This is a genomic window from Streptomyces sp. NPDC093085, from assembly GCF_040683935.1.
Lineage (GTDB): Bacteria > Actinomycetota > Actinomycetes > Streptomycetales > Streptomycetaceae > Streptomyces.
Genome location: NZ_JBFBFB010000011.1, coordinates 131,223 through 151,150, shown reverse-complemented (window position 1 = coordinate 151,150; position 19,928 = coordinate 131,223). Strand labels below are relative to the sequence as shown.

Annotated in this window: 17 protein-coding genes and 1 tRNA gene; 9 read left to right on the top strand and 9 right to left on the bottom strand. The window is 70.0% G+C overall.

Translation table 11 applies throughout. The annotated features are described in order from the left end of the window. Positions 1–60 precede the first annotated feature (60 nt). The gene (locus AB0O07_RS26570) at positions 61–240 is read left to right on the top strand and encodes a hypothetical protein (RefSeq protein WP_365637618.1); all 180 of its coding nucleotides are present in this window, start codon (positions 61–63) and stop codon (positions 238–240) included. Positions 241–306: 66 nt separating this feature from the next. On the opposite strand, the gene AB0O07_RS26565 is transcribed toward AB0O07_RS26570, so the two are convergent. The 3 genes from AB0O07_RS26565 to nth all read right to left on the bottom strand — a co-directional run bounded on the left by AB0O07_RS26565 (position 307) and on the right by nth (position 3,347). Next, the gene (locus AB0O07_RS26565; RefSeq protein ID WP_365637617.1) at positions 307–1,503 is read right to left on the bottom strand and encodes a MarP family serine protease; all 1,197 of its coding nucleotides are present in this window, start codon (positions 1,501–1,503) and stop codon (positions 307–309) included. 100 nt (positions 1,504–1,603) lie between these two features. Next, on the bottom strand, positions 1,604–2,305 hold the full coding sequence (locus tag AB0O07_RS26560; RefSeq protein WP_365637616.1) for a CoA pyrophosphatase: 702 nt from the start codon (positions 2,303–2,305) through the stop codon (positions 1,604–1,606). A gap of 172 nt (positions 2,306–2,477) precedes the next feature. Then, positions 2,478–3,347, bottom strand: coding sequence for an endonuclease III (nth, locus tag AB0O07_RS26555; protein ID WP_365637612.1), 870 nt, complete (start codon positions 3,345–3,347; stop codon positions 2,478–2,480). A gap of 422 nt (positions 3,348–3,769) precedes the next feature. Here nth and AB0O07_RS26550 point away from each other — a divergent pair, with 422 nt between their 5' ends. Continuing rightward, complete coding sequence (locus AB0O07_RS26550) at positions 3,770–4,444, top strand: Crp/Fnr family transcriptional regulator (protein ID WP_365637610.1); 675 nt, start codon at positions 3,770–3,772, stop codon at positions 4,442–4,444. Between the two features lie 176 nt (positions 4,445–4,620). On the opposite strand, the gene AB0O07_RS26545 is transcribed toward AB0O07_RS26550, so the two are convergent. From AB0O07_RS26545 to AB0O07_RS26530, 4 genes are all read right to left on the bottom strand, one after another. Beyond that, positions 4,621–5,457, bottom strand: a complete 837-nt coding sequence (locus tag AB0O07_RS26545; RefSeq protein ID WP_365637609.1) for an MBL fold metallo-hydrolase — start codon at positions 5,455–5,457, stop codon at positions 4,621–4,623. After that, positions 5,454–6,455, bottom strand: a complete 1,002-nt coding sequence (locus AB0O07_RS26540; RefSeq protein WP_365637607.1) for an NUDIX hydrolase — start codon at positions 6,453–6,455, stop codon at positions 5,454–5,456. Before AB0O07_RS26540 ends, AB0O07_RS26545 begins: the two co-directional genes overlap by 4 nt. A 147-nt stretch (positions 6,456–6,602) precedes the next feature. Beyond that, positions 6,603–7,073 (bottom strand): RidA family protein, encoded by a 471-nt coding sequence (locus AB0O07_RS26535; RefSeq protein WP_365637604.1) that lies wholly within the window; start codon positions 7,071–7,073, stop codon positions 6,603–6,605. Then, positions 7,070–7,231 carry a DUF4177 domain-containing protein gene (locus AB0O07_RS26530; protein ID WP_365637601.1) on the bottom strand — a complete coding sequence of 54 codons (162 nt, stop codon included), beginning with the start codon at positions 7,229–7,231 and terminating at the stop codon, positions 7,070–7,072. Before AB0O07_RS26530 ends, AB0O07_RS26535 begins: the two co-directional genes overlap by 4 nt. Positions 7,232–7,302: 71 nt before the next feature. On the opposite strand from AB0O07_RS26530, the gene AB0O07_RS26525 reads away from it, so the two are divergent. Further along, positions 7,303–8,268, top strand: a complete 966-nt coding sequence (locus AB0O07_RS26525) for an ArsA-related P-loop ATPase (RefSeq protein ID WP_365637599.1) — start codon at positions 7,303–7,305, stop codon at positions 8,266–8,268. Beyond that, on the top strand, positions 8,265–9,779 hold the full coding sequence (locus tag AB0O07_RS26520) for an ArsA-related P-loop ATPase (protein WP_365637597.1): 1,515 nt from the start codon (positions 8,265–8,267) through the stop codon (positions 9,777–9,779). The genes AB0O07_RS26525 and AB0O07_RS26520 overlap by 4 nt, the downstream gene beginning before the upstream one ends. 412 nt (positions 9,780–10,191) lie before the next feature. Here AB0O07_RS26520 and AB0O07_RS26515 read toward each other — a convergent pair whose 3' ends face one another. Further along, positions 10,192–10,536: a WhiB family transcriptional regulator gene (locus tag AB0O07_RS26515; protein WP_030353248.1), complete on the bottom strand. Its 345-nt coding sequence runs from the start codon at positions 10,534–10,536 to the stop codon at positions 10,192–10,194. Between the two features lie 396 nt (positions 10,537–10,932). On the opposite strand from AB0O07_RS26515, the gene AB0O07_RS26510 reads away from it, so the two are divergent. Then, the gene (locus tag AB0O07_RS26510; RefSeq protein ID WP_365637595.1) at positions 10,933–13,203 is read left to right on the top strand and encodes a transglycosylase domain-containing protein; all 2,271 of its coding nucleotides are present in this window, start codon (positions 10,933–10,935) and stop codon (positions 13,201–13,203) included. 442 nt (positions 13,204–13,645) lie between these two features. Here AB0O07_RS26510 and AB0O07_RS26505 read toward each other — a convergent pair whose 3' ends face one another. Beyond that, positions 13,646–14,116 (bottom strand): GatB/YqeY domain-containing protein, encoded by a 471-nt coding sequence (locus tag AB0O07_RS26505; protein WP_365637594.1) that lies wholly within the window; start codon positions 14,114–14,116, stop codon positions 13,646–13,648. 78 nt (positions 14,117–14,194) lie between these two features. Here AB0O07_RS26505 and AB0O07_RS26500 point away from each other — a divergent pair, with 78 nt between their 5' ends. From AB0O07_RS26500 to AB0O07_RS26485, 4 genes are all read left to right on the top strand, one after another. After that, positions 14,195–15,133 (top strand): metallophosphoesterase, encoded by a 939-nt coding sequence (locus AB0O07_RS26500; protein WP_365637592.1) that lies wholly within the window; start codon positions 14,195–14,197, stop codon positions 15,131–15,133. Between the two features lie 134 nt (positions 15,134–15,267). Further along, positions 15,268–15,341, top strand: a tRNA-Pro gene (locus tag AB0O07_RS26495). A gap of 616 nt (positions 15,342–15,957) precedes the next feature. Next, positions 15,958–18,183, top strand: a complete 2,226-nt coding sequence (locus AB0O07_RS26490; protein ID WP_365637590.1) for an N-6 DNA methylase — start codon at positions 15,958–15,960, stop codon at positions 18,181–18,183. 329 nt (positions 18,184–18,512) lie between these two features. After that, complete coding sequence (locus AB0O07_RS26485; protein ID WP_365637587.1) at positions 18,513–19,733, top strand: PQQ-dependent sugar dehydrogenase; 1,221 nt, start codon at positions 18,513–18,515, stop codon at positions 19,731–19,733. Positions 19,734–19,928 lie beyond the last annotated feature (195 nt).

Genomic DNA, 19,928 nt, shown 5'->3' with positions numbered 1-19,928 from the left:
AGGCCGATTGGCCCCCTTGGGCGCGGTTACCGACCATGGGCCCCGGGCAGACGTCGGGGTATGGGCTGGACGCACGACTACGGTGACGCAGCACGCAACCGCCGCTCGGCCACGGTGCCGATCACCCGCAGAAAGGGCGGCTCCGATGACCAGGGGCATGATCCCCGGCTCGGCATTTCGCGGATTCTCCGCCGCAGGGCGCGGTGGGTCTCCGCCCGGCTCCGCCATCAACGTTCCTAGGCCCGGTCGGAGCGGGTCCGGTCGGAGCGAGCCGGGTCAAAGCGGGTCCGGTCGGAGCGGGTCCGGTCAGAGGGCGCAGCCTTCGGTGTCGACCTGCTGCTTCGCGGTCCTGCCGAGCTCGATGTCCTCGCGGATCTCGTCCACCGTCAGGGCGTAGCCGGTCTCGGCGTCGTCGAGCGACCTGGCGAAGATCACGCCGTACACCTTGCCCTCGGGGGTGAGGAGCGGGCCGCCGGAGTTGCCCTGGCGGACGGTCGCGAAGATCGAGTAGACACTCCGCCGGACCTCCCCGCGCCGGTAGATGTCGGGCCCGTTGGCGTCGATCGTGCCGCGCACACGGGCCGAGCGGACGTCGTACGCGCCGTTCTCCGGGAAGCCGGCGACGATCGCGTCGTCCTTGGTGGCCGCGGGCTTGTCGCTGAACCGGAGCGGCGTGGCGGGGAGATTGGGCACGTCCAGGACGGCGATGTCGCGCCGCCAGTCGTACAGGACGACCGTGGCGTCGTACAGCTTGCCCTCGCCGCCGATCTGGACCGTCGGCTCGTTCACGCCGCCGACCACGTGCGCGTTGGTCATGACGCGGCGGTCAGCGAAGACGAAGCCGGAGCCTTCGAGGACCTTGCCGCAGCTCTGCGCCGTACCGACGACCTTGACGATGGAGCTCTTGGCACGCTCCGCGACCGGGCTGCCGGCGAGCTTCGGGTCCGGGTCCTCGACCGGGGTGATGGGCTCGTTGTCGAACGGGCTGAAGACCTGGGGGAAGCCGTTCTGCGCGAGGACGGCGGAGAAGTCCTTGAACCAGGTCGTGTCCGAGGGCATCACCCGGGAGACGCCGCTGAGCACCTTCGAGTAGCGGACCTCCTTGCCGAGCGTCGGCAGGGACGTACCGGCGAGGGCGGAGCCGATCAGCCAGGCGACCAGGAGCATGGCCACGACATTGACCAGCGCGCCGCCGGTGGCGTCCAGGGCGCGCGCCGGTGACCAGGTGATGTAGCGGCGGAGCTTGTTGCCGAGATGGGTGGTGAACGCCTGGCCGACCGAGGCGCAGACGATCACTATGACGACCGCGACGACGGCGGCCGTGGTGGAGACCTCGGCGTCCTGGGTGAGCCGCGCCCAGACCACGGGGAGGAGGTAGACGGCGACGAGACCGCCGCCGAGGAAGCCGATCACCGACAGGATGCCGACGACGAACCCCTGGCGGTAGCCCACGACCGCGAACCAGACGGCGGCGAGCAGCAGCAGGATGTCCAGCACGTTCACCGTCTATAGCCTCGCTTGCCTCGCGGAAATATCACCGGTCGCGCCGCTCCTGGCGCCGCCCCCGAACGGGGCCCTGGGTCAGGGGCCCTGGGTCAGCTTTTCATGCACGCCAGTCGAGTGGGACCTGCCGGGAGCGGTCCCAGGGGCGCTCCCATCCGGCGTGGTGCAGGATCCCGTCGATGACTCCGGCGGTGAACCCCCAGACCAGGGCGGATTCGACCAGGAAGGCCGGGCCCTGGTGGCCTCTGGGGTGGCGGGCGGTCACGCGGTTGGCCGGGTCGGTGAGCGCGGCCACCGGGACCGTGAAGACCCGGGCGGTCTCCGCGGGGTCGACGACGCGGACCGGGGTGGGCGTACGCCACCAGCCGAGGACCGGGGTCACCACGAAGCCGCTCACCGGGATGTAGAGCTGGGGCAGCACACCGAAGAGCTGGACGCCCGCCGGGTCGAGGCCGGTCTCCTCCTCGGCCTCGCGCAGCGCGGCGCGCAGCGGGCCCACGGTCGCCGGGTCGCCGTCCTCGGGGTCGAGGGCTCCGCCGGGGAAGGCGGGCTGCCCGGCGTGCGAGCGCAGGCTGCCGGCGCGCTCCATGAGGAGCAGCTCGGGACCGCGCTCCCCCTCGCCGAAGAGGATCAGGACGGCGGACTGGCGGCCGTCACCGCTCTCGGGCGGCAGGAAGCGGCTGAGCTGCGCGCCCCGTACCGTGCTCGCGGCAGCGGCGACGGGCGTCAGCCAGTCGGGCAGTCCTTCGGTGGACAGGGCGACGGTGTTCGCCGGGTCGTAGGTCTCTCGTGCGCTCGTCATGGGCACCCCCGTCGTACAACGCCTGCTGTCGGCCGGATCGTTCCGCACCCGTCCGTCTCCACTCGATCGTGTGTGCCACGGCCTCCACAGCCTGCTCCATCGCGGCCGCGTCCATGCATGGGCCCTTGCTTCGGCCGGTGCCTCGGCACGGTGCCTCAAGCATGCGTGCCGGTCAGGCCCGTGCGGTGGCCGCGGGCGGGGCCGGCTTGCCCGGGTAGTCGGCGGGCGGGTCGAGGCGCTGGCCCGGATAGCCGCCCTTCTCGTACTTGAGGAGCTTGCGGGCCTTCTCCGGGTCCGTCTCCCCCTCTCCGTACGAGGGGCAGAGCGGCGCGATCGGGCAGGCGCCGCAGGCGGGCTTGCGGGCGTGGCAGATCCGGCGGCCGTGGAAGATGACCCGGTGCGAGAGCATCGTCCACTCGCTCTTGGGGAAGATCGCGGCGATCTCCGCCTCGACCTTCTCCGGGTCTTCCTGCTCCGTCCACTTCCAGCGGCGGACCAGCCGTCCGAAGTGCGTGTCCACGGTGAGACCGGGGACACCGTAGGCATTGCCGAGCACCACATTGGCCGTCTTCCTGCCGACGCCCGGCAGCGTCACCAGATCCTCCAGCCGGCCCGGCACCTCGCCGCCGAAACGGTCCCGGAGCGCGGTGGAGAGCCCGATGAGGGACTTGGCCTTGGCCCGGAAGAAACCGGTCGGTCTGATGATCTCCTCCAGCTCCTCCGGCGGGGCGGCGGCCATGTCCTCGGGTGTGGGGTACTTCGCGAAGAGCGCGGGCGTCGTCTGGTTGACCCGGAGGTCGGTCGTCTGGGCGGACAGGACCGTCGCGACGAGCAGCTCGAAGGGGTCGCGGAAGTCCAGCTCGGGATGGGCGTACGGATAGACCTCGGCCAGCTCGCGGTTGATCCGGCGGGCCCGGCGGACCATCGCCAGCCGCGATTCCGGCTTGGCCGCCGCTCTCGGCCGGGCCGCTGCCCCCTTGGCCGCCGCCCCCTGCCCGGCCGCTGTTCCTGGCGTGGCCAGGTCCGGGGAGGCAGAGGTCACCGCCTTGCCTTTTGACCCTTTTGCGGCTTTTTTCGGTTTCGCCGAAGGCTGTTCGCCCACAGCGGAATTACGCTCCGCGGACACTTTTCCAGCCCCCTTGGCCTGCGCTGTCACCGGCGAGTTGGACACCCGGCCAGAGTAAAGCCCCCCACTGACATCCGCCCCGGCCACGGCGGATCACCACTCGAATCGGCCCTCGGGGCACGGAGGAGCACGTACGTACGTCAAACTTGTGCCTGATCGGACAGTTTCGAACAAGCTGTTCGAACACGCGAATCTCGGCGAAGACCGGCGGAGGGCGGAGGAGAGCCCGGAGATGCCGACCCACCCGAGAAGTAGCAGCCCGTACGGCATCATGGGGACCACGGTCCTCTGAGCAGGTGGGACCACATTCCCTGAGCAGGTCGACAAGGAGAGAACACGTGGACGACGTTCTGCGGCGTGCCCCGCTCTTCGCGGCGCTCGATGACGAGCAGGCAGCCGAGCTTCGCGCCTCGATGAGTGAAGCGACGCTGGCGCGTGGTGACGCGCTCTTCCACGAGGGCGACCCCGGCGACCGCCTCTACGTGGTCACCGAGGGCAAGGTCAAGCTCCACCGCACCTCCCCCGACGGCCGGGAGAACATGCTCGCGGTACTCGGCCCCGGCGAGCTGATCGGCGAGCTGTCCCTCTTCGACCCGGGCCCGCGCACCGCCACCGCGACCGCGCTCACCGAGGTCAAGCTGCTCGGCCTCGGCCACAGTGACCTCCAGCCCTGGCTGAACGCGCGCCCCGAGGTGGCCACGGCGCTGCTGCGGGCCGTCGCGCGGCGGTTGCGCAAGACGAACGACCAGATGTCCGACCTGGTCTTCTCCGACGTTCCCGGCCGGGTGGCGCGGGCGCTCCTCGACCTGTCGCGCCGCTTCGGCGTGCAGTCGGAGGAGGGCATCCATGTCGTCCACGACCTGACCCAGGAAGAGCTGGCCCAGCTCGTCGGCGCCTCGCGCGAGACGGTCAACAAGGCGCTCGCCGACTTCGCCCAGCGCGGCTGGCTGCGGTTGGAGGCGCGTGCGGTGATCCTCCTGGACGTGGAGCGCCTCGCGAAGCGCTCGCGCTGAGGCGGCGGAGGCGCGGCGCTGAAGCGGCGGAGGCCGCTGAGGCGGCAGGGAGCCGCTGATTTCCGCGAAGGGCCCGCCAGGACGTCCTGGCGGGCCCTTCGGCGTCCCGGTGCCGGTGCCGGTGATCGGAGCCGGTGCCGGTGGCCGGTGCCGGTGGCCGCTCCGGGAGCAGGCCGCTACTCCGGGATCAGGCCGTGCTCGCGCAGGTAGTCGAGCTGGGCGCGTACGGAGAGCTCGGCCGCGGGCCACAGGGAGCGGTCCACGCCCGCGTACACATGCGCCACGACCTCCGTGGGCGTGCGGTAGCCGTTCTCGACGGCCGTCTCGATCTGGGCCAGCCGGTTGGCGCGATGGGCCAGATAGAAGTCCACGGCCCCCTGGGCGTCGTCCAGGACCGGACCGTGGCCCGGCAGGACCGTGTCGACCCCGTCGTCGACCGTGAGCGAGCGCAGTCTGCGCAGCGAGTCGAGGTAGTCGCCGAGTCTGCCGTCGGGATGGGCGACCATCGTCGTACCGCGCCCCAGGACGGTGTCTCCCGTCAACACCGCGCGATCGGCCGGCAGGTGGAAGCAGAGCGAGTCGGAGGTGTGGCCCGGGGTGGGCACGACGCGCAGCTCAAGACCGCCCGTGGTGACGACGTCCCCGGCCGCCAGGCCCTCGTCCCCGAGCCGCAGGGCCGGGTCCAGGGCGCGTACGGGCGTACGGGTCAGGGCGGCGAAGCGCGCAGCGCCGTCCGCGTGGTCCGGGTGGCCATGGGTGAGCAGGGTCAGCGCGACCCGTTTCCCGGCTCGCTCGGCGGCGCCGATGACCGCCTTGAGGTGGGCGTCGTCCAGCGGCCCGGGGTCGATCACCACCGCCAGGTCGGAACCGGGCTCCGAGACGATCCAGGTGTTCGTGCCGTCGAGCGTCATCGGGGAGGGGTTCGGGGCCAGGACGTTCACGGCGCGGGCGGTGGCGGGGCCGGAGAGGACTCCGCCGCGCGGCTGGCCGGGCAGGGCGGCGGCGTCGCTCATCGGGTGCCTCCGGTCGGGCGCGGGGCGCCGGGCGCGGCATCGGTGTTGGGGTTCGGGCTGGGGCTGGGGCTGGGGTTCGGGTTGGTATCGGTGTTGCCGTTGAGGTTTGTGTTGACGCGTTTGGTGAACTCCTGGTGCCCCGGCCAGGTCAACACCAGCTCTCCGCCCTCCATCCGGGCCGTGGCCAGGACGGGAGCCAGGTCCCGCCCCTCGGCCCCGGCGAGCGCGTCGGCGGCCGTACCGTACGCCTGGAGTTGACGCAGGGTCGCGACAGTGGGCGGCATCATCAGCAGCTCCCCCTTGTCGTAGCCTCGCGTCGCCTCGGCGGGGCTGATCCACACCGTGCGGTCGGCCTCGGTCGAGACGTTCCTGGCCCGCTGCCCCGCCGGGAGGGCGGCCACGAAGAACCAGGTGTCGTAGCGGCGTGGCTCGAACTCGGGGGTGATCCAGCGGGCCCACGCGCCGAGGAGGTCGCTGCGCAGGACCAGGCCGCGCCGGCGCAGGAACTCGGCGAAGGAGAACTCGCGGGCGACCAGGGCGGCGCGATCGGCCTCCCAGCCCTCCGGGTCACCGGCGTCTCCGGCGCCCCTGCCGCCGCCAGCGGCCCCGATGTCCCCCACGACGCGGTCCGGGCCCTCGCCCGCGAGCAGGACGCCCGCCTCCTCGTACGTCTCCCGTACGGCGGCGCAGACGATGGCCTGCGCCGCCGCCGCTTCGACCCCGAGCCGCCGCGCCCAGACGTCGCGCCCCGGCCCGGCCCAGCCGACCAGGGGGTCGTCGTCGCGGGGGTCGACGCCGCCGCCCGGATAGGCGTACGCGCCCGCCGCGAAGGCCATGGAGGTACGGCGCCGCAGCAGATGGACGGCGGGGCCGCCGTCCTCGTCGCGCAGCAGCATCACGGTCGCGGCGCGCCGGGGGGTCACCGGGGTGAGCTCACCGGCGGCGAGGGCGCGGATCCGCTCGGGCCATTCGGGCGGGTACCACTGACCATTGGACATGGCCGGATGCTATGCGCTGGCGCGAGGATGTTCGAGGGGCCCTCGCCCGCCCGTGTGGGAGGGCCCGCCCCGTACCCACGGATGCGGAGAGGTCCCGCCCCGTACGTGCCGTACGCACGCACCGGACGGGACCTTCCGGGGACGGACTCAGTCCTCGGTCAGTTCCACCTGGATCTCGACCTCGACCGGCGCGTCCAGCGGCAGCACGGCGACGCCGACGGCGCTGCGCGCGTGCACGCCCTTGTCGCCGAGGACCTGACCCAGCAGCTCGCTCGCGCCGTTGATCACACCGGGCTGGCCGGTGAAGTCGGGGGCCGAGGAGACGAAGCCGGTGACCTTCACCACGCGGGCGATCCGGTCCAGGTCGCCGACGACCGACCGTACGGCGGCGAGGGCGTTCAGCGCGCAGGTACGGGCCAGTTCCTTGGCCTCCTCCGCGGTGACCTCGGCGCCCACCTTCCCGGTGACCGGAAGTTTGCCGTCCACCATCGGGAGCTGCCCCGAGGTGTAGACGTACGCCCCGGACCGTACGGCCGGCTGGTAGGCGGCCAGCGGCGGTACGACCTCGGGGAGCGTCAGACCGAGCTCCGCGAGGGTGGCGTCGACGGCTCCGCTCATCCGTTCTTCTCCCGCTTCAGGTAGGCCACCAACTGCTCGGGGTTGTTCGGGCCGGGCACGACCTGGACGAGCTCCCAGCCGTCCTCGCCCCAGGTGTCCAGGATCTGCTTGGTCGCGTGCACGAGAAGGGGCACGGTCGCGTATTCCCACTTGGTCATGGGCCGACTGTAGTCGTACCGCGTGACGGGCTCGTGCGTAGCCCGCGGTCTTACTGGTTAGGCTCGAATACGTGAGCAGGCTCCAGGTCGTCAGCGGCAAGGGCGGTACCGGTAAGACGACGGTCGCCGCCGCCCTCGCGCTCGCCCTCGCGACCGAGGGCAAACGCACGCTTCTCGTAGAGGTCGAGGGCAGGCAGGGGATCGCACAGCTTTTCGAGACGGAAGCCCTCCCCTATGAGGAGCGGAAGATCGCCGTCGCCTCGGGCCGCGGCGAGGTGTACGCCCTGGCCATCGACGCCGAGCGGGCGCTCCTCGACTACCTCCAGATGTTCTACAAGCTCGGCAGCGCGGGCCGGGCGCTCAAGAAGATCGGCGCGATCGACTTCGCGACGACGATCGCGCCCGGTGTCCGGGACGTCCTGCTCACCGGCAAGGCGTGCGAGGCGGTCCGCAGGCGGGACAAGCAGGGACGTTTCGCTTACGACTATGTGGTGATGGACGCCCCGCCCACCGGCCGCATCACCCGCTTCCTCAATGTCAACGACGAGGTGGCGGGGCTGGCGAAGATCGGCCCGATACACAATCAGGCACAGGCGGTGATGCGGGTCCTGAAGTCGCCGGAGACGGCGGTGCACCTCGTGACGCTGCTGGAGGAGATGCCGGTCCAGGAGACCGCGGACGGCATCGCCGAACTGCGCGCCGCCGGCCTGCGGGTCGGCAAGGTGATCGTGAACATGGTGCGTCCGCATCTGCTGGACGAGGCGGCGGTACGGGCGGCGGCGGGCGACCGGCGCGCGGAGGTGGCCGGGGCGCTCGGCGCCGCCGGGGTGTCCGCGCCCGCGGAACTGGTCGGTCCGCTGCTCGAACAGGCCGCCGAGCACGCCCAGCGGGTGGAGCTGGAGCGCGAGCAGCGGGCGGTGCTGGCGAAGCTCGGGCTGCCCGCGTACGAGCTCCCCCTCATCGGGGAGGGGATGGACCTCGCCGGTCTCTACCGGCTGGCGGGAGAGCTACGGGAACTTGGTGAGGTCTTCGCATGACCCTGGACTCCGCGGCCGCCCCGCTCGACATCGACCCGCTGCTCGACGACCGGGAGACGCGCATCATCGTGTGCTGCGGCTCCGGCGGGGTCGGCAAGACGACGACGGCGGCGGCGCTGGGCGTACGGGCGGCGGAGCGCGGGCGGAAGGTGGTCGTCCTGACCATCGACCCGGCGCGCCGGCTGGCCCAGTCGATGGGGATCGACTCGCTGGACAACACGCCGCGGAAGGTCAAGGGCGTCGAGGGGACCGGCGAGCTGCACGCGATGATGCTCGACATGAAGCGGACCTTCGACGAGATCGTCGAGGCGCACGCGGATCCGGAGCGGGCCAGGGCCATTCTGGAGAACCCGTTCTACCAGTCCCTGTCGGCCGGGTTCGCCGGCACGCAGGAGTACATGGCGATGGAGAAGCTGGGGCAGTTGCGGGCCCGCGACGCCTGGGACCTGATCATCGTCGACACGCCGCCGTCGCGCTCCGCGCTGGACTTCCTGGACGCGCCGAAGCGGCTCGGGTCCTTCCTCGACGGGAAGTTCATCCGGCTGCTGATGGCCCCGGCGAAGATGGGCGGCCGGGCCGGGATGAAGTTCCTGAATGTCGGTATGTCGATGATGACCGGGACGCTGGGGAAGCTGCTGGGCGGCCAGTTCCTGCGCGACGTGCAGACGTTCGTCACGGCGATGGACACGATGTTCGGCGGCTTCCGCACCCGGGCGGACGCGACGTACCGGCTGCTTCAGGCGCCGGGCACGGCGTTCCTGGTGGTGGCGGCGCCGGAGCGGGACGCGCTGCGCGAGGCCGCGTACTTCGTGCGGCGGCTGGCGGCCGAGGAGATGCCGCTGGCGGGGCTGGTCCTCAACCGGGTCCATGGCAGCGGGGCGGCGCGGCTGTCGGCGGAGCGGGCGCGGGCGGCGGCAGAAAATCTTGAGGATCCGCGCATGACCGACCGGATACGGGGGAATGCTCGCAGTGGCGGTACCACCCCGGACGGCTCCTCTCCCGAAGCGTCCGAGCCGCACGGCCCTGTTGAGGCCGTCGAGCCCCCTGTAACCGCCGCAGCAGCTTCCACCGCGGAAACGACGGAGAAGACTCCGGACACATCAGACGGCGACGAGAGTTCGGACGGCTCGAACAGCTCAGACAGGACGGACAGCCCAGAGCGCTGGCGGGACCCCCAGCCTCCCCACACATCCACGGCGTCAGAGACCCCGGCGACTCCAGCTTCGGAGACCCCGGGGGGCGTTCCTGCGGATGTGTCCGCTTCGGCTACTGCCGGCGGACCCTCTTCTGTCACAACTGTGGAACAGCTGACGGCTGGTCTGCTGTACCTGCACGCCGAGCGTATGCAGGTCCTCGCCCGTGAGCGGCGTACGCGTGACCGCTTCACCGCGCTCCACCCCGAGGTGGCGGTGGTCGAGGTGGGGGCCCTGCCGGGGGACGTGCACGACCTGGCCGGACTCAGGGCGATCGGCGATCGTCTCGCGTCGGGGACACGCCGACAGCACGACTGAACAGCGTCCCAACCGCGACGGAATGAGGCTCGCGCGCACATAAACGGGCGCCGCATGCACATAAAGCGACAGGCGAAGCTACGAAGCGGCGCACAAAACAACGGCGCATAAATGTGGGTGCAAAAGCAGGCACAAAACAAAAGAAAGAGAAGAGAGCGAGACGCCCGGAGCCCGGAGCTCGAAGAGGTGGAGCCGAGGCTGGGAGTACGCAGACGGCATTGCGGGGCCACGGGGATGTATGGCCCCCCAACAATCCGCGACGCGAGGCATGTCGCACCTCGCCGCCACTCGTCCACGTCACACCCAGCGCGCTCACGACAGGCCCTTTCACCAGGGCCCGGCCAGGGCGGAGTCCGTGCGGTACCGGTAGGGACCGCGACGCATCCGCCCCGGCGCCGGGGCGACCAGGGATCTACCCGACCGCCGCGTAGGTCTCGTACGTCTCGTCATCCTCCAAGCCCACGGGCAACAGGCCCGCGCTGCGCTCGTACTCCGTACGCGCCGTTTCCAGCAGCCGACGCCACGAGGTGACGGTCGGACGCCTGCGCAGCAATGCACGGCGCTCGCGCTCCGTCATCCCGCCCCACACACCGAACTCAACGCGGTTGTCCAGCGCATCGGCCAGGCATTCGGTCCGCACCGGGCATCCGGTGCACACCGCCTTGGCCCTGTTCTGCGCCGCACCCTGTACGAACAGTTCATCTGGATCGGTAGTGCGGCAAGCTGCCTGCGCACTCCAGTCGGTTACCCAGCCCATGCCGGCGCCGTCCTCTCCCGAATCGAGGCTCCCCCACGGCGGCAGCGGCATATTCACCGTTGCCAGTTGAGGACGTTACGGAAGGCGGGCACAGCGCAACACCCCCTTCGGGCCCAATCTTGAATGGCCCGAACGGACTATGCGCACGCGGCAGATCACCCAGGGGAGTGACCCAAGGGCATAAAGGAACAATCCAAAAGAGTCGGGTTATTTCAGTCGAGCCACAACGGACGTCCGACAGCCTATCGGGGTGATTCGGACATTACTTCTCGCGATTCGGTTTCACGGGAAGTTGGAGGGAGGTCTTGATGCATGACCGCACCGCTGTGACAGTTGAGGACAGCTTAGGCCAGAGCCTTGACGCGTGTCCGGCGTTTGAGAACGTAGGCTGCCCCCATGCCAAAGAAGCGCTCGGGCGGGGGTCTCACCGGGACCCAGCAGGCCGCCAAGTTCCTCGGTGTCAGTGTGCTCGCGGGAGCGGTACTCGCCGGAATCGCGCTGCCGGCCTTCGGCGCGCTCGGGCTCGCGGCGAAGGGAACGGTCGAGGGGTTCGACGAGATCCCCGCCAACCTGAAGACTCCGCCGCTGAGTCAGCGCACCACGATCCTGGACGCCCAGGGTGGCCGCATCGCCACCGTCTACAACCGCGACCGGACCGTGGTGCCGCTCAAGAAGATCTCCCCGTACATGCAGAAGGCGATCGTCGCGATCGAGGACTCGCGCTTCTACGAGCACGGGGCCATCGACCTCAAGGGTGTGCTGCGGGCCGTGAACCGCAACGCGCAGTCGGGCGGCGTCGCGCAGGGTGCCTCGACCCTGACACAGCAGTACGTGAAGAACGTGTTCGTCGAGGAGGCCGGCGACGACCCGGACAAGGTCGCGGAGGCCACCCAGCAGACCCTGGGCCGCAAGATCCAGGAGCTGAAGTACGCGATCCAGGTCGAGGAGGAACTCGGCAAGAAGAAGATCCTTGAGAACTACCTCAACATCACGTTCTTCGGACAGGCGGCGTACGGGATCGAGGCGGCTTCCCAGCGCTACTTCTCGAAGCCGGCCAAGGACCTGACGCTGGAGGAGTCGGCGATGCTCGCGGGCATCGTCCAGTCGCCGAGCCGGTACGACCCCGTCAACGACGAGGAGGAGGCCACCAAGCGGCGCAACACCGTGCTCCAGCGGATGGCCGCCGTGGGCGACATCTCGCAGGCGGAGGCCGACCGCGCCAAGGCCACGCCGATCAAGCTCAATGTGAGCCGTCCGAACAACGGCTGCATCACGGCGGTCAGCGGGGCGGGCTTCTTCTGCGACTACGTGCGCGAGGTCTTCCTGACCTCCCCGACCTTCGGGAAGACCCGGGAGGAGCGCGGCAAGCTCTGGGCACAGGGCGGGCTGACGATCCGGACCACGCTGGACCCGCAGGCCCAGAACGCGGTGCAGGCGTCCATCAAGGACCACGTGAACCAGAGCGACAAGGTCGCCGCGGCCGTGACCCTGGTGGAGCCCGGCACCGGCAAGATCCTCGGGATGGGCCAGTCCAAGCCGTACGGCTTCGGGAAGAACGAGACCCAGATCAACCTCTCCGTCGACCACGGGATGGGCGGCTCGAACTACGGCTTCCCGACGGGTTCGACGTTCAAGCCGTTCCTCGCCACCGCGGCCATAGAGCGCGGGGTGCCGCCGACGCAGTCGTATCCGTCGCCGTACGACATGCCGTACCCGGCCTCGATCCAGACGTGCAGCGGCAAGCCGTGGGTCAACACCGGCGGGGACACGGCCGAGAACGAGAACGAGTCGGAGGTCGGTCCCTACGCGCTGAAGGAGGCGATGGCCAAGTCGGTCAACACCTACTTCGTGCAGATGATAGAGCAAATCGGACTCTGCCCCGTGACGGAGACGATCGCCAAGCTGGGCGTCGTCCAGGGCGACGGCAAGAAGCTCCCGGAGTCGCCGTCGGCCCTGACGCTGGGCTCCCAGGGCATCTCGCCGCTGCGGATGGCCAGCGCGTACGCCGCCTTCGCCAACCGGGGCACGTACTGCACGCCGATCGCCATCTCCTCCATCAAGACGGCGAACGGCAAGAGCCTCGGGGTGCCGAAGTCGACCTGCTCGCAGGCGATGTCCGAGAAGACCGCCGACACGATCAACACCCTGCTCAAGGGCGTGGTCGACTCCGGTACCGGTGAGGCGGCCGGTCTGACCAGCCGCGACAACGCGGGCAAGACGGGGACGACGGACGCGCGGAAGAACGCCTGGTTCGTCGGCTACACCCCGAACCTGTCCGGCGCGGTCTGGGTCGGCAGCCCGTCCCAGCAGGTGCAGATGGAGGGCATCACCATCGGCGGGGTCTACCACGACAAGGTCTTCGGTGGCCAGGTGCCGGGGCCGATCTGGAAGGACGCGGTCGCCGGGGCGCTGGACGGCAAGGAGGCACCGACCTTCGTCACCGTCGACATCCCGGACGCGCAGAAGCCGAAGGACCCAGGGCGGGAGAAGCCCGGCGACAACGGCGGCCGGGGCAACGGCGGGAACAGCTCGGGCTCCGACAACGGCGGCTCGGGCGACGAGAAGCCGAACCCGGGTTTCTCGTTCCCCGAGAACCTGTTCGGCGGCGGCCGTAACGGCGGCAACGGGAACGGCGGGAACGGAAACGGGAACGGGGGCTTCCCGTAAACCCCGGGCGTGCGCCTCGCCCCGCGGGGCGCACGCCGGCGACGTAGCGCACCGATCGGGGCGCACGCCGGCCACGCAAGACCGCCAGAGGGCGGCCCGCAAATGCGCGGGCCGCCCTCTGGGCATTCGTCGGGGCGGGGCTCCGGCGGGGGCGACGATGAACCATCGGCGGCCACCGGACGGGGCCTGGGGGACGCACCGGATGGGGCTCGGGGCGCGCAGGATGGGGCTCGGGAGTGACGGGGGCGTTGGGGGTGACGGGGGTGACGGGGGCGCGCAGGACGGGGCCCGAGGGGGCAGGCCAGCGGGATGCGGGATCCGCCGGGGTGCGGGCGGGGCTCCCGGCGGCGTGTGCCGGGGCTCGTCGGCGTTACCCCGGAGGGGGCGGAGCCCGTCGGCGTAACCGAGGGGGCGCCCCGGAGTCGGAGCCCTGTCTGCGATGTCAGCCCTGGTCGGCGAGCGTGCTCTTCACCAGGGCTGCGACGCGGCCGCCCTCGGCGAGGCCGGCGACTTTCGGGTTCACGATCTTCATGACGGCGCCCATCGCCCGCGGCCCCTCGGCGCCCGCGGCCTTCGCCTCCGCGACCGCCTCCACCACGATGCCGGCCAGCTCCTCGTCGGAGAGCTGCTTCGGCAGGTACGTGTCGAGCAGCGCGCCCTCGGCCCGCTCCCGCTCGGCCTGCTCGTCGCGGCCGCCCTGCGTGAACGCCTCGGCCGCCTCGCGGCGCTTCTTCGCCTCCCGCGCGATCACCTTCAGCACCTCGTCGTCGGAGAGCTCGCGCGCCGACGTGCCCGAGACCTCCTCCTTGGTGATCGCGGTGAGGGTGAGCCGGAGCGTGGCCGAGCGAAGCTCGTCACGCGCCTTGATGGCCTCGGTGAGGTCTTCCTTCAGTCTGGACTTAAGGCTGGTCATGGGGGCAAGTGTGGCAGGTGCTCCGAGGTGGTCGCCCGCGGATTTCCCGGGCCGGTCAGGTCTGCGACCATGGAGCGCATGCGCGCACGCTATGGGGCTCCCCTCAAAGTCACAGCAGGTATCGCGGCGGTCGGGGCGGCCGGCCTCGTCTACGCCGCCGGGTTCGAAGCCCGTTCGTTCCGGCTCCGCCGGATCTCCGTGCCGGTGCTGCCGCGCGGTATGCGTGACCTGCGCGTTCTCCAGGTCTCCGACATCCACATGGTGAGCGGGCAGCGTAAGAAGCAGCGCTGGCTCCAGTCGCTGGCCGGGCTGCGCCCCGACTTCGTCGTCAACACCGGCGACAACCTCTCCGACCCGGAGGGCGTGCCGGAGGTGCTGGACGCGCTGGGCCCGCTGATGGAGTTCCCCGGCGTCTATGTCTTCGGGTCGAACGACTACTACGGCCCGAAGCTGCGGAACCCGGCCCGCTATCTCCTGGAGAAGACCCAGGGCCGCCATGGCCTCAACGGCAACGCGCCGGCCGTCGGGGCGGTGCACAACCCGTGGGAGCCGATGCGGGACGCGTTCGACGAGGCGGGCTGGGTGGGCCTGAACAACGCCCGTGGCCGGCTGAAGATCGACGGCCACGAGATCGCCTTCACCGGCGTGGACGACCCGCACATCAAGCGGGACCGGTACGCCCATGTCGCGGGCGGCCCGGCCACGGACGCGGACCTCTCGATCGGCGTGGTCCACGCCCCGTACCTGCGCTCCCTGGACGCCTTCACGGCCGACGGCTACCCCCTGATCCTGGCGGGCCACACCCACGGCGGCCAGCTCCGCGTCCCCTTCTACGGGGCCCTGGTCACCAACTGCGACCTCGACACGGACCGAGCCAGGGGCCTCTCCACCCACCACACCCCCGGCCACACCGCACACCTCCACGTCTCCGCAGGCTGCGGCACCAACCGCTACACCCCCTTCCGCTTCGCCTGCCCTCCGGAGGCCACACTGCTCACGCTGACGGCACGCGGGTGACACCGGAGCCCGCCGGGGCTGGAACGGACTGAGGAGGAGCGGCCTTCGTGGGGTCCTGGCCCCACGAAACCGGATTTCGTCTCCGGCCAGCGGTGGGCTAAAGTAATCGATGTCGCCAGGAACAAGGGCGACATCGGGGTGTAGCGCAGCTTGGCAGCGCGCTTCGTTCGGGACGAAGAGGTCGTGGGTTCAAATCCCGCCACCCCGACAGTGAAGTACCAAGGCAGGGGCTTGATCCGCAGTGCGGGTCGGGCCCCTGAGTGGTTTTTCTGGGTGGCCTCTCTGGGGAGGCGGCTCGGCGTCCTGGAAATCGGCGCCTCAAACTTCGGGCCTCCAGCCACCAGCCACCAGCCACCAGCGGACGGAACTGAGGTCGGCCGGTCGTGCCGCACATTCCTGCGCGTGGCGACGTGCGACCTGCGTCACATCGTGAGCGGCCCTTCGCCATCGGCCGCCGAACGCCGCGTTCTTCCAGCACGACTGTGATCAGCAGTCTCCGGGTTTGAGATATGCGCAGTATCGCTGCGCATAGGAGGGGTCATAGCCGCAGCGGGTTGCATCGGAAGCGCGCTTGCTGCCGGGCGCTGCTAAATTCGATCACATCAAGCACTCGCAGGTTGGAACGTGCGTCGTGCGGTCACTATTGAGAGATGCGCAGCAGTACTGCGCATATATGTTGTGCGACAGGAGGCGCGGCAGAGTGAAGTCGTTCTTCGAGCTGCTGAGGATGGCGATGCAGAGCACGGGCATGACACTGCGCTTGTGTCTGCTGATGCTTGCCGCCGCAGCGGCGTACTCCATCACCCGGTGAAGTAGGCCCCGTCTTGACGACGTTGACCACCTTGACTGCCTTGACCGCCTTGAAAGAGGGGATCCACCGCATGGAGAGCAGGGAGATGGAGAGCCACACCGCGGAAGTCGTTGATCGGCTTTGGCGGGCGTATGCGCCGTACCAGCGGGGCCGGAACACGTTCGGTGATCCGACGTCCATGCTCGCGATCCTGTTGCTCGCGCGGTTCGTCGACTCGGTGAGCGGGGCGGGGAGCGAGGTGGGGAGTGGGGTGGAGGGTGAGTTCGTCAAGCGGTGGAATCGGGCTGTCGCGGAGTCCCGCCTCGGTCTCTCGCCGTTGAAGGACCTCCGCGCCGCGATGGCCGGTGCCAGTCGGCACAGGCACTTTCCCGTGTTTGATTTCCGCGACCTTGATGTCGGGGTTTTCGACGGTGACGAAGACTCGGGTGACGTACCGTGGGCGGCCGCCTTCCTCACCGCGCTGCATCAGCGTCGCCCCCTGGACCAGGCAGGATGGGCGGAACTCTGCGAGCTGCTCCTGGAGCGCCACGTACAAGAAGGCACCTATTCGGCGGGGGAGTTCTACACGCCGCGTGCGGTCGCGGATCTCCTGGTCGAGTCCGTGTCGCCTCAGCCCGGAGACCGGATCCTTGACCCTGCCTGTGGGTCCGGCGGTCTTCTCGCGGTCGCGGCGCAGCGGATCGCCGGGGCCGGCCCTGTCGACGGAGCCGCTGTCGAGGCGTACGCCACGGATCGCAGCAATCCGCGGCTGGCCATGATGAATCTGGCCCTGCACGGGGTGGATCAGCCGGTTGTCGGGGCCTCCGACCCCGTGTCGCTGTTCCGGCGTCAGGGCGACGGCCTTGCCGACCGGGTGGTGTGCAATCCGCCGTTCAACCAGCGTGTCGGGGATGTCGACAGCGTCGACTGGCCCTTCGGCCAGCCCCCCGCGTCCAATGCAAACTTCGCCTGGCTTCAGCTCGCGTGGAGCCGGCTGAGTGAGAACGGGACCGCCGCGATGCTCATGCCGCAGGGAGCGGCGTGGGCCGAGGGGCGCCAGGAGGAGATCCGCAAAGAGATGATCGCCGGTGGTGCGCTCCTCGCCGTCATCGCCTTGCCGGAGCGTCTCTTTCACGGCACCTCGGTCCACGTGCACCTGTGGATTCTCGCCCGCGACACGGCCCGCCAATTGCCACCCGGCGACGCGGACAAGGTCTTGTTCATCGATGCCGGCCGGCTCGGTGCACAGGTGCCCCGGCAACGGCTCGTCCTGACGGCAGACGACACGGAGCGGATCAGCCGTCGGCTTCACGCGTGGCAGCGGTCTCCCCGTACGACACCCGATGAGCCGGGCTTCTCCCGCTCCGTCGCGCACGAGGAGATCCTTGCGAACGACGGCAGCCTCGATCCCAGGCTGTACGTCGAAGTCGAGCGGGAACAAACGGATGTGGCGCTGGATCTGAGTCCCGTGTCCGGTGAGTTGGACCCGTACGACGACGCCACGTCCCGTTCGAGGGCCGACCTCCGGATGAGTCTCGGCAGGTGCGAGCGCCTGGCGCGTGGCGGGGCACGGCCTCCGCGCGTGCTTCTCGGGGACATCGTGCGCGCCCTGGCGGAGGAGGAGAAGGAGCGGGAAGAAGGGGAAGGGAGGGAGGGGAGGGAGGGGGGCGCGGTGGTGTTCGGGGCCTCTCCGTCCGCCGTGCTGCTCGCCGGGCCTTCGGGAAGCCTCATCCGCGCCAAGGACTACGTGGCGGACGAGGGCGCCGGGGTCCCCGTCGTCATGCCCAAGGACCTGACGGACAGCGGTTTCACCACGACGAGCATCAGGTTCATCAGCGAGCGGCACGCCCAGAGCCTGCGGCGCTTCCGGCTTCTGCGTGGCGATGTGGTGCTGGCTCGCCGTGGAGAACTGGGGCGATGCGCTGTCGTCCGTGAGGAGCAGGAGGGCTGGGTCTGTGGCACGGGCTGCTTCCTGCTCCGGCCTCCCGCCGGGCTCGACGCCGGCTATCTCGCCGCGTATCTCCGCGGCCCTGAGGCCCGCAGGTGGCTCGACGCCCACTCCACAGGGAGCAGGACCATGAAGACCATCTCTCTCAAGGTGTTGGAGAAGTTGCCCGTTGTCCTGCCTGATCTGGGGAGACAGCGGGCGATTGCCAGCGCCATGGGGCGGCTGGACGAGCACGAACGGCTCTTGCGGGAGGAGCTTGCGGTGACGCGGAAGATGCGGGGTGACGCGTTGAACGGGATTCTGGTGGGGTGAAGGGATTCTGTTGGGGTGACGGACTTCTGGTGGGGTGACGGGATTCTGGTGGGGTGACGGGATTCTGGTGGGGTGACGGGATTCTGGTGGGGTGAAGGGATTCTGTTGGTGGGGCGGGGATCCCGTCGGGGGTCACTGGGGTGACGGGATTCTGGTGGGTTAGGGGCTGAGTCGTGGTCTACAGGGATCGCTTCTGTCCCTTTATTCTCATCAGTGGCCAGTGGCACACCATCCCCCACCCAGGTTGCGTGCTGGCGCGGGCGGCCATGACCGTATGACTCCGCCCAGGCAGCCGGGTTGTCTCTCCCATCGCTGCTCAGGAGGTCACGGTGAAAGTCCGCACCAGAAGCTCAGCGATCATCGGCACCATCTGTCTTGTCGCTTCCCTCGGCCTGGTTCAGGCGTCGGCCGACGAGGCCGCGGTCCCGCGCGCCGCGGGGCAGGTCGCTCTTACGGAGGTGGCCACGGCGCGGAATCCGGTCGCGGGTACCGCGGGTCCCGGTGGCGCGCTCTGGATCGCCGAACGCGCCGGTACGGTACGGATCCTGGGCGGTCAGGGGCTCGGTGAGCCCGTGCTCGACATATCCGGTGAGACCACGACCGACGGTGAACGCGGGCTGCTGGGCATCGCGTTCGACAGGGACTTCGGGCACTTCTACATCTCGTACACGGACCTCCAAGGCACCAGCACCGTGGACGAGTTCGCGGTACGGGACGGCGAGATCCAGGCGGACAGCCGCCGTACGGTGCTGACGCAGGAGCAGCCGTACTCCAACCACAACGGCGGCGACCTCGCGTTCGGCCCGGACGGCTATCTGTACATCGCGTTCGGCGACGGCGGTTCGGGCGGTGACCCGCACGGCAACGGGCAGAACCTCGGCACGCTGCTCGGCAAGATGCTGCGGATCGACCCCAGTGGTGGGGATCCGAGTGGTGGGGATCCGGGGGGCGGGAGTTCGGGGGGCGGGGGTTCGGGGAGTGGTTCGGACGGGGGGTTGGGGAGTGGGGTGTCTTATGCGATTCCGGAGGACAATCCGTTCGTGGGTGATCCGGACGCCAAGGGCGAGATCTGGGCGTACGGGCTGCGCAACCCGTGGCGGTTCTCCTTCGACGCGGGTACGGGCGACATGCTGATCGGCGATGTCGGGCAGAGCGAGTGGGAGGAGATCGACTGGGCCCCCGCGGACAGCCCGGGCGGCGAGAACTACGGCTGGTCCGGCATGGAGGGGAACCATCCGTTCCGGGGCGGCACGGAGCCCGCGAACCACGTACCGCCGGTCCACGAGTACGACCGGAGCGGGCTGGGCTGCTCGGTGACGGGCGGATACGTCTACCGGGGCAAGGCGATCCCGGAGCTCACCGGGCAGTACCTGTTCAGCGACTACTGCGACGGCACCGTACGCGCGCTGCGGATGGCTGACGGCGAGGTGACCGGCGAGAGCGATCTCGGGGTCAGCGGCGGCCAGGTCGTGTCGTTCGCGCAGGACGGGGACGGCGAGTTGTACACGCTCGACCTCGGTGGCCGGGTTTCCCGTATCGATCCGGCGTGATTCTCCCTGTTGTCGGTTGGGGTTGGTGAGGCGCCGGGGGCTTGGGCCGGGTCTTGCCAGCCCCATTGCGCCTCGGGGGGGGAGGGGGAGGAAGGCGGCGTCGGGGGGGCTTCTGGGCGGCGTCCGGGGCTTTCTGGTCGGTTTCTGATCGGCTTCGGGTCGGCTTCTGGGCGGCTTCGGGGCGGCTTCGGGGCG

Excerpts from the sequence above, each read along its gene's own strand:
- AB0O07_RS26530 (WP_365637601.1), bottom strand. The coding sequence starts at position 7,231 with ATGACCAAGTGGGAATACGCGACCGTGCCCCTTCTCGTGCACGCGACC.
- AB0O07_RS26570 (WP_365637618.1), top strand. The coding sequence starts at position 61 with ATGGGCTGGACGCACGACTACGGTGACGCAGCACGCAACCGCCGCTCG.
- AB0O07_RS26540 (WP_365637607.1), bottom strand. The coding sequence starts at position 6,455 with ATGTCCAATGGTCAGTGGTACCCGCCCGAATGGCCCGAGCGGATCCGC.
- AB0O07_RS26515 (WP_030353248.1), bottom strand. The coding sequence starts at position 10,536 with ATGGGCTGGGTAACCGACTGGAGTGCGCAGGCAGCTTGCCGCACTACC.
- AB0O07_RS26505 (WP_365637594.1), bottom strand. The coding sequence starts at position 14,116 with ATGACCAGCCTTAAGTCCAGACTGAAGGAAGACCTCACCGAGGCCATC.
- AB0O07_RS26510 (WP_365637595.1), top strand. The coding sequence starts at position 10,933 with ATGCCAAAGAAGCGCTCGGGCGGGGGTCTCACCGGGACCCAGCAGGCC.
- AB0O07_RS26545 (WP_365637609.1), bottom strand. The coding sequence starts at position 5,457 with ATGAGCGACGCCGCCGCCCTGCCCGGCCAGCCGCGCGGCGGAGTCCTC.
- AB0O07_RS26560 (WP_365637616.1), bottom strand. The coding sequence starts at position 2,305 with ATGACGAGCGCACGAGAGACCTACGACCCGGCGAACACCGTCGCCCTG.
- AB0O07_RS26500 (WP_365637592.1), top strand. The coding sequence starts at position 14,195 with ATGCGCGCACGCTATGGGGCTCCCCTCAAAGTCACAGCAGGTATCGCG.
- AB0O07_RS26535 (WP_365637604.1), bottom strand. The coding sequence starts at position 7,073 with ATGAGCGGAGCCGTCGACGCCACCCTCGCGGAGCTCGGTCTGACGCTC.
- AB0O07_RS26520 (WP_365637597.1), top strand. The coding sequence starts at position 8,265 with ATGACCCTGGACTCCGCGGCCGCCCCGCTCGACATCGACCCGCTGCTC.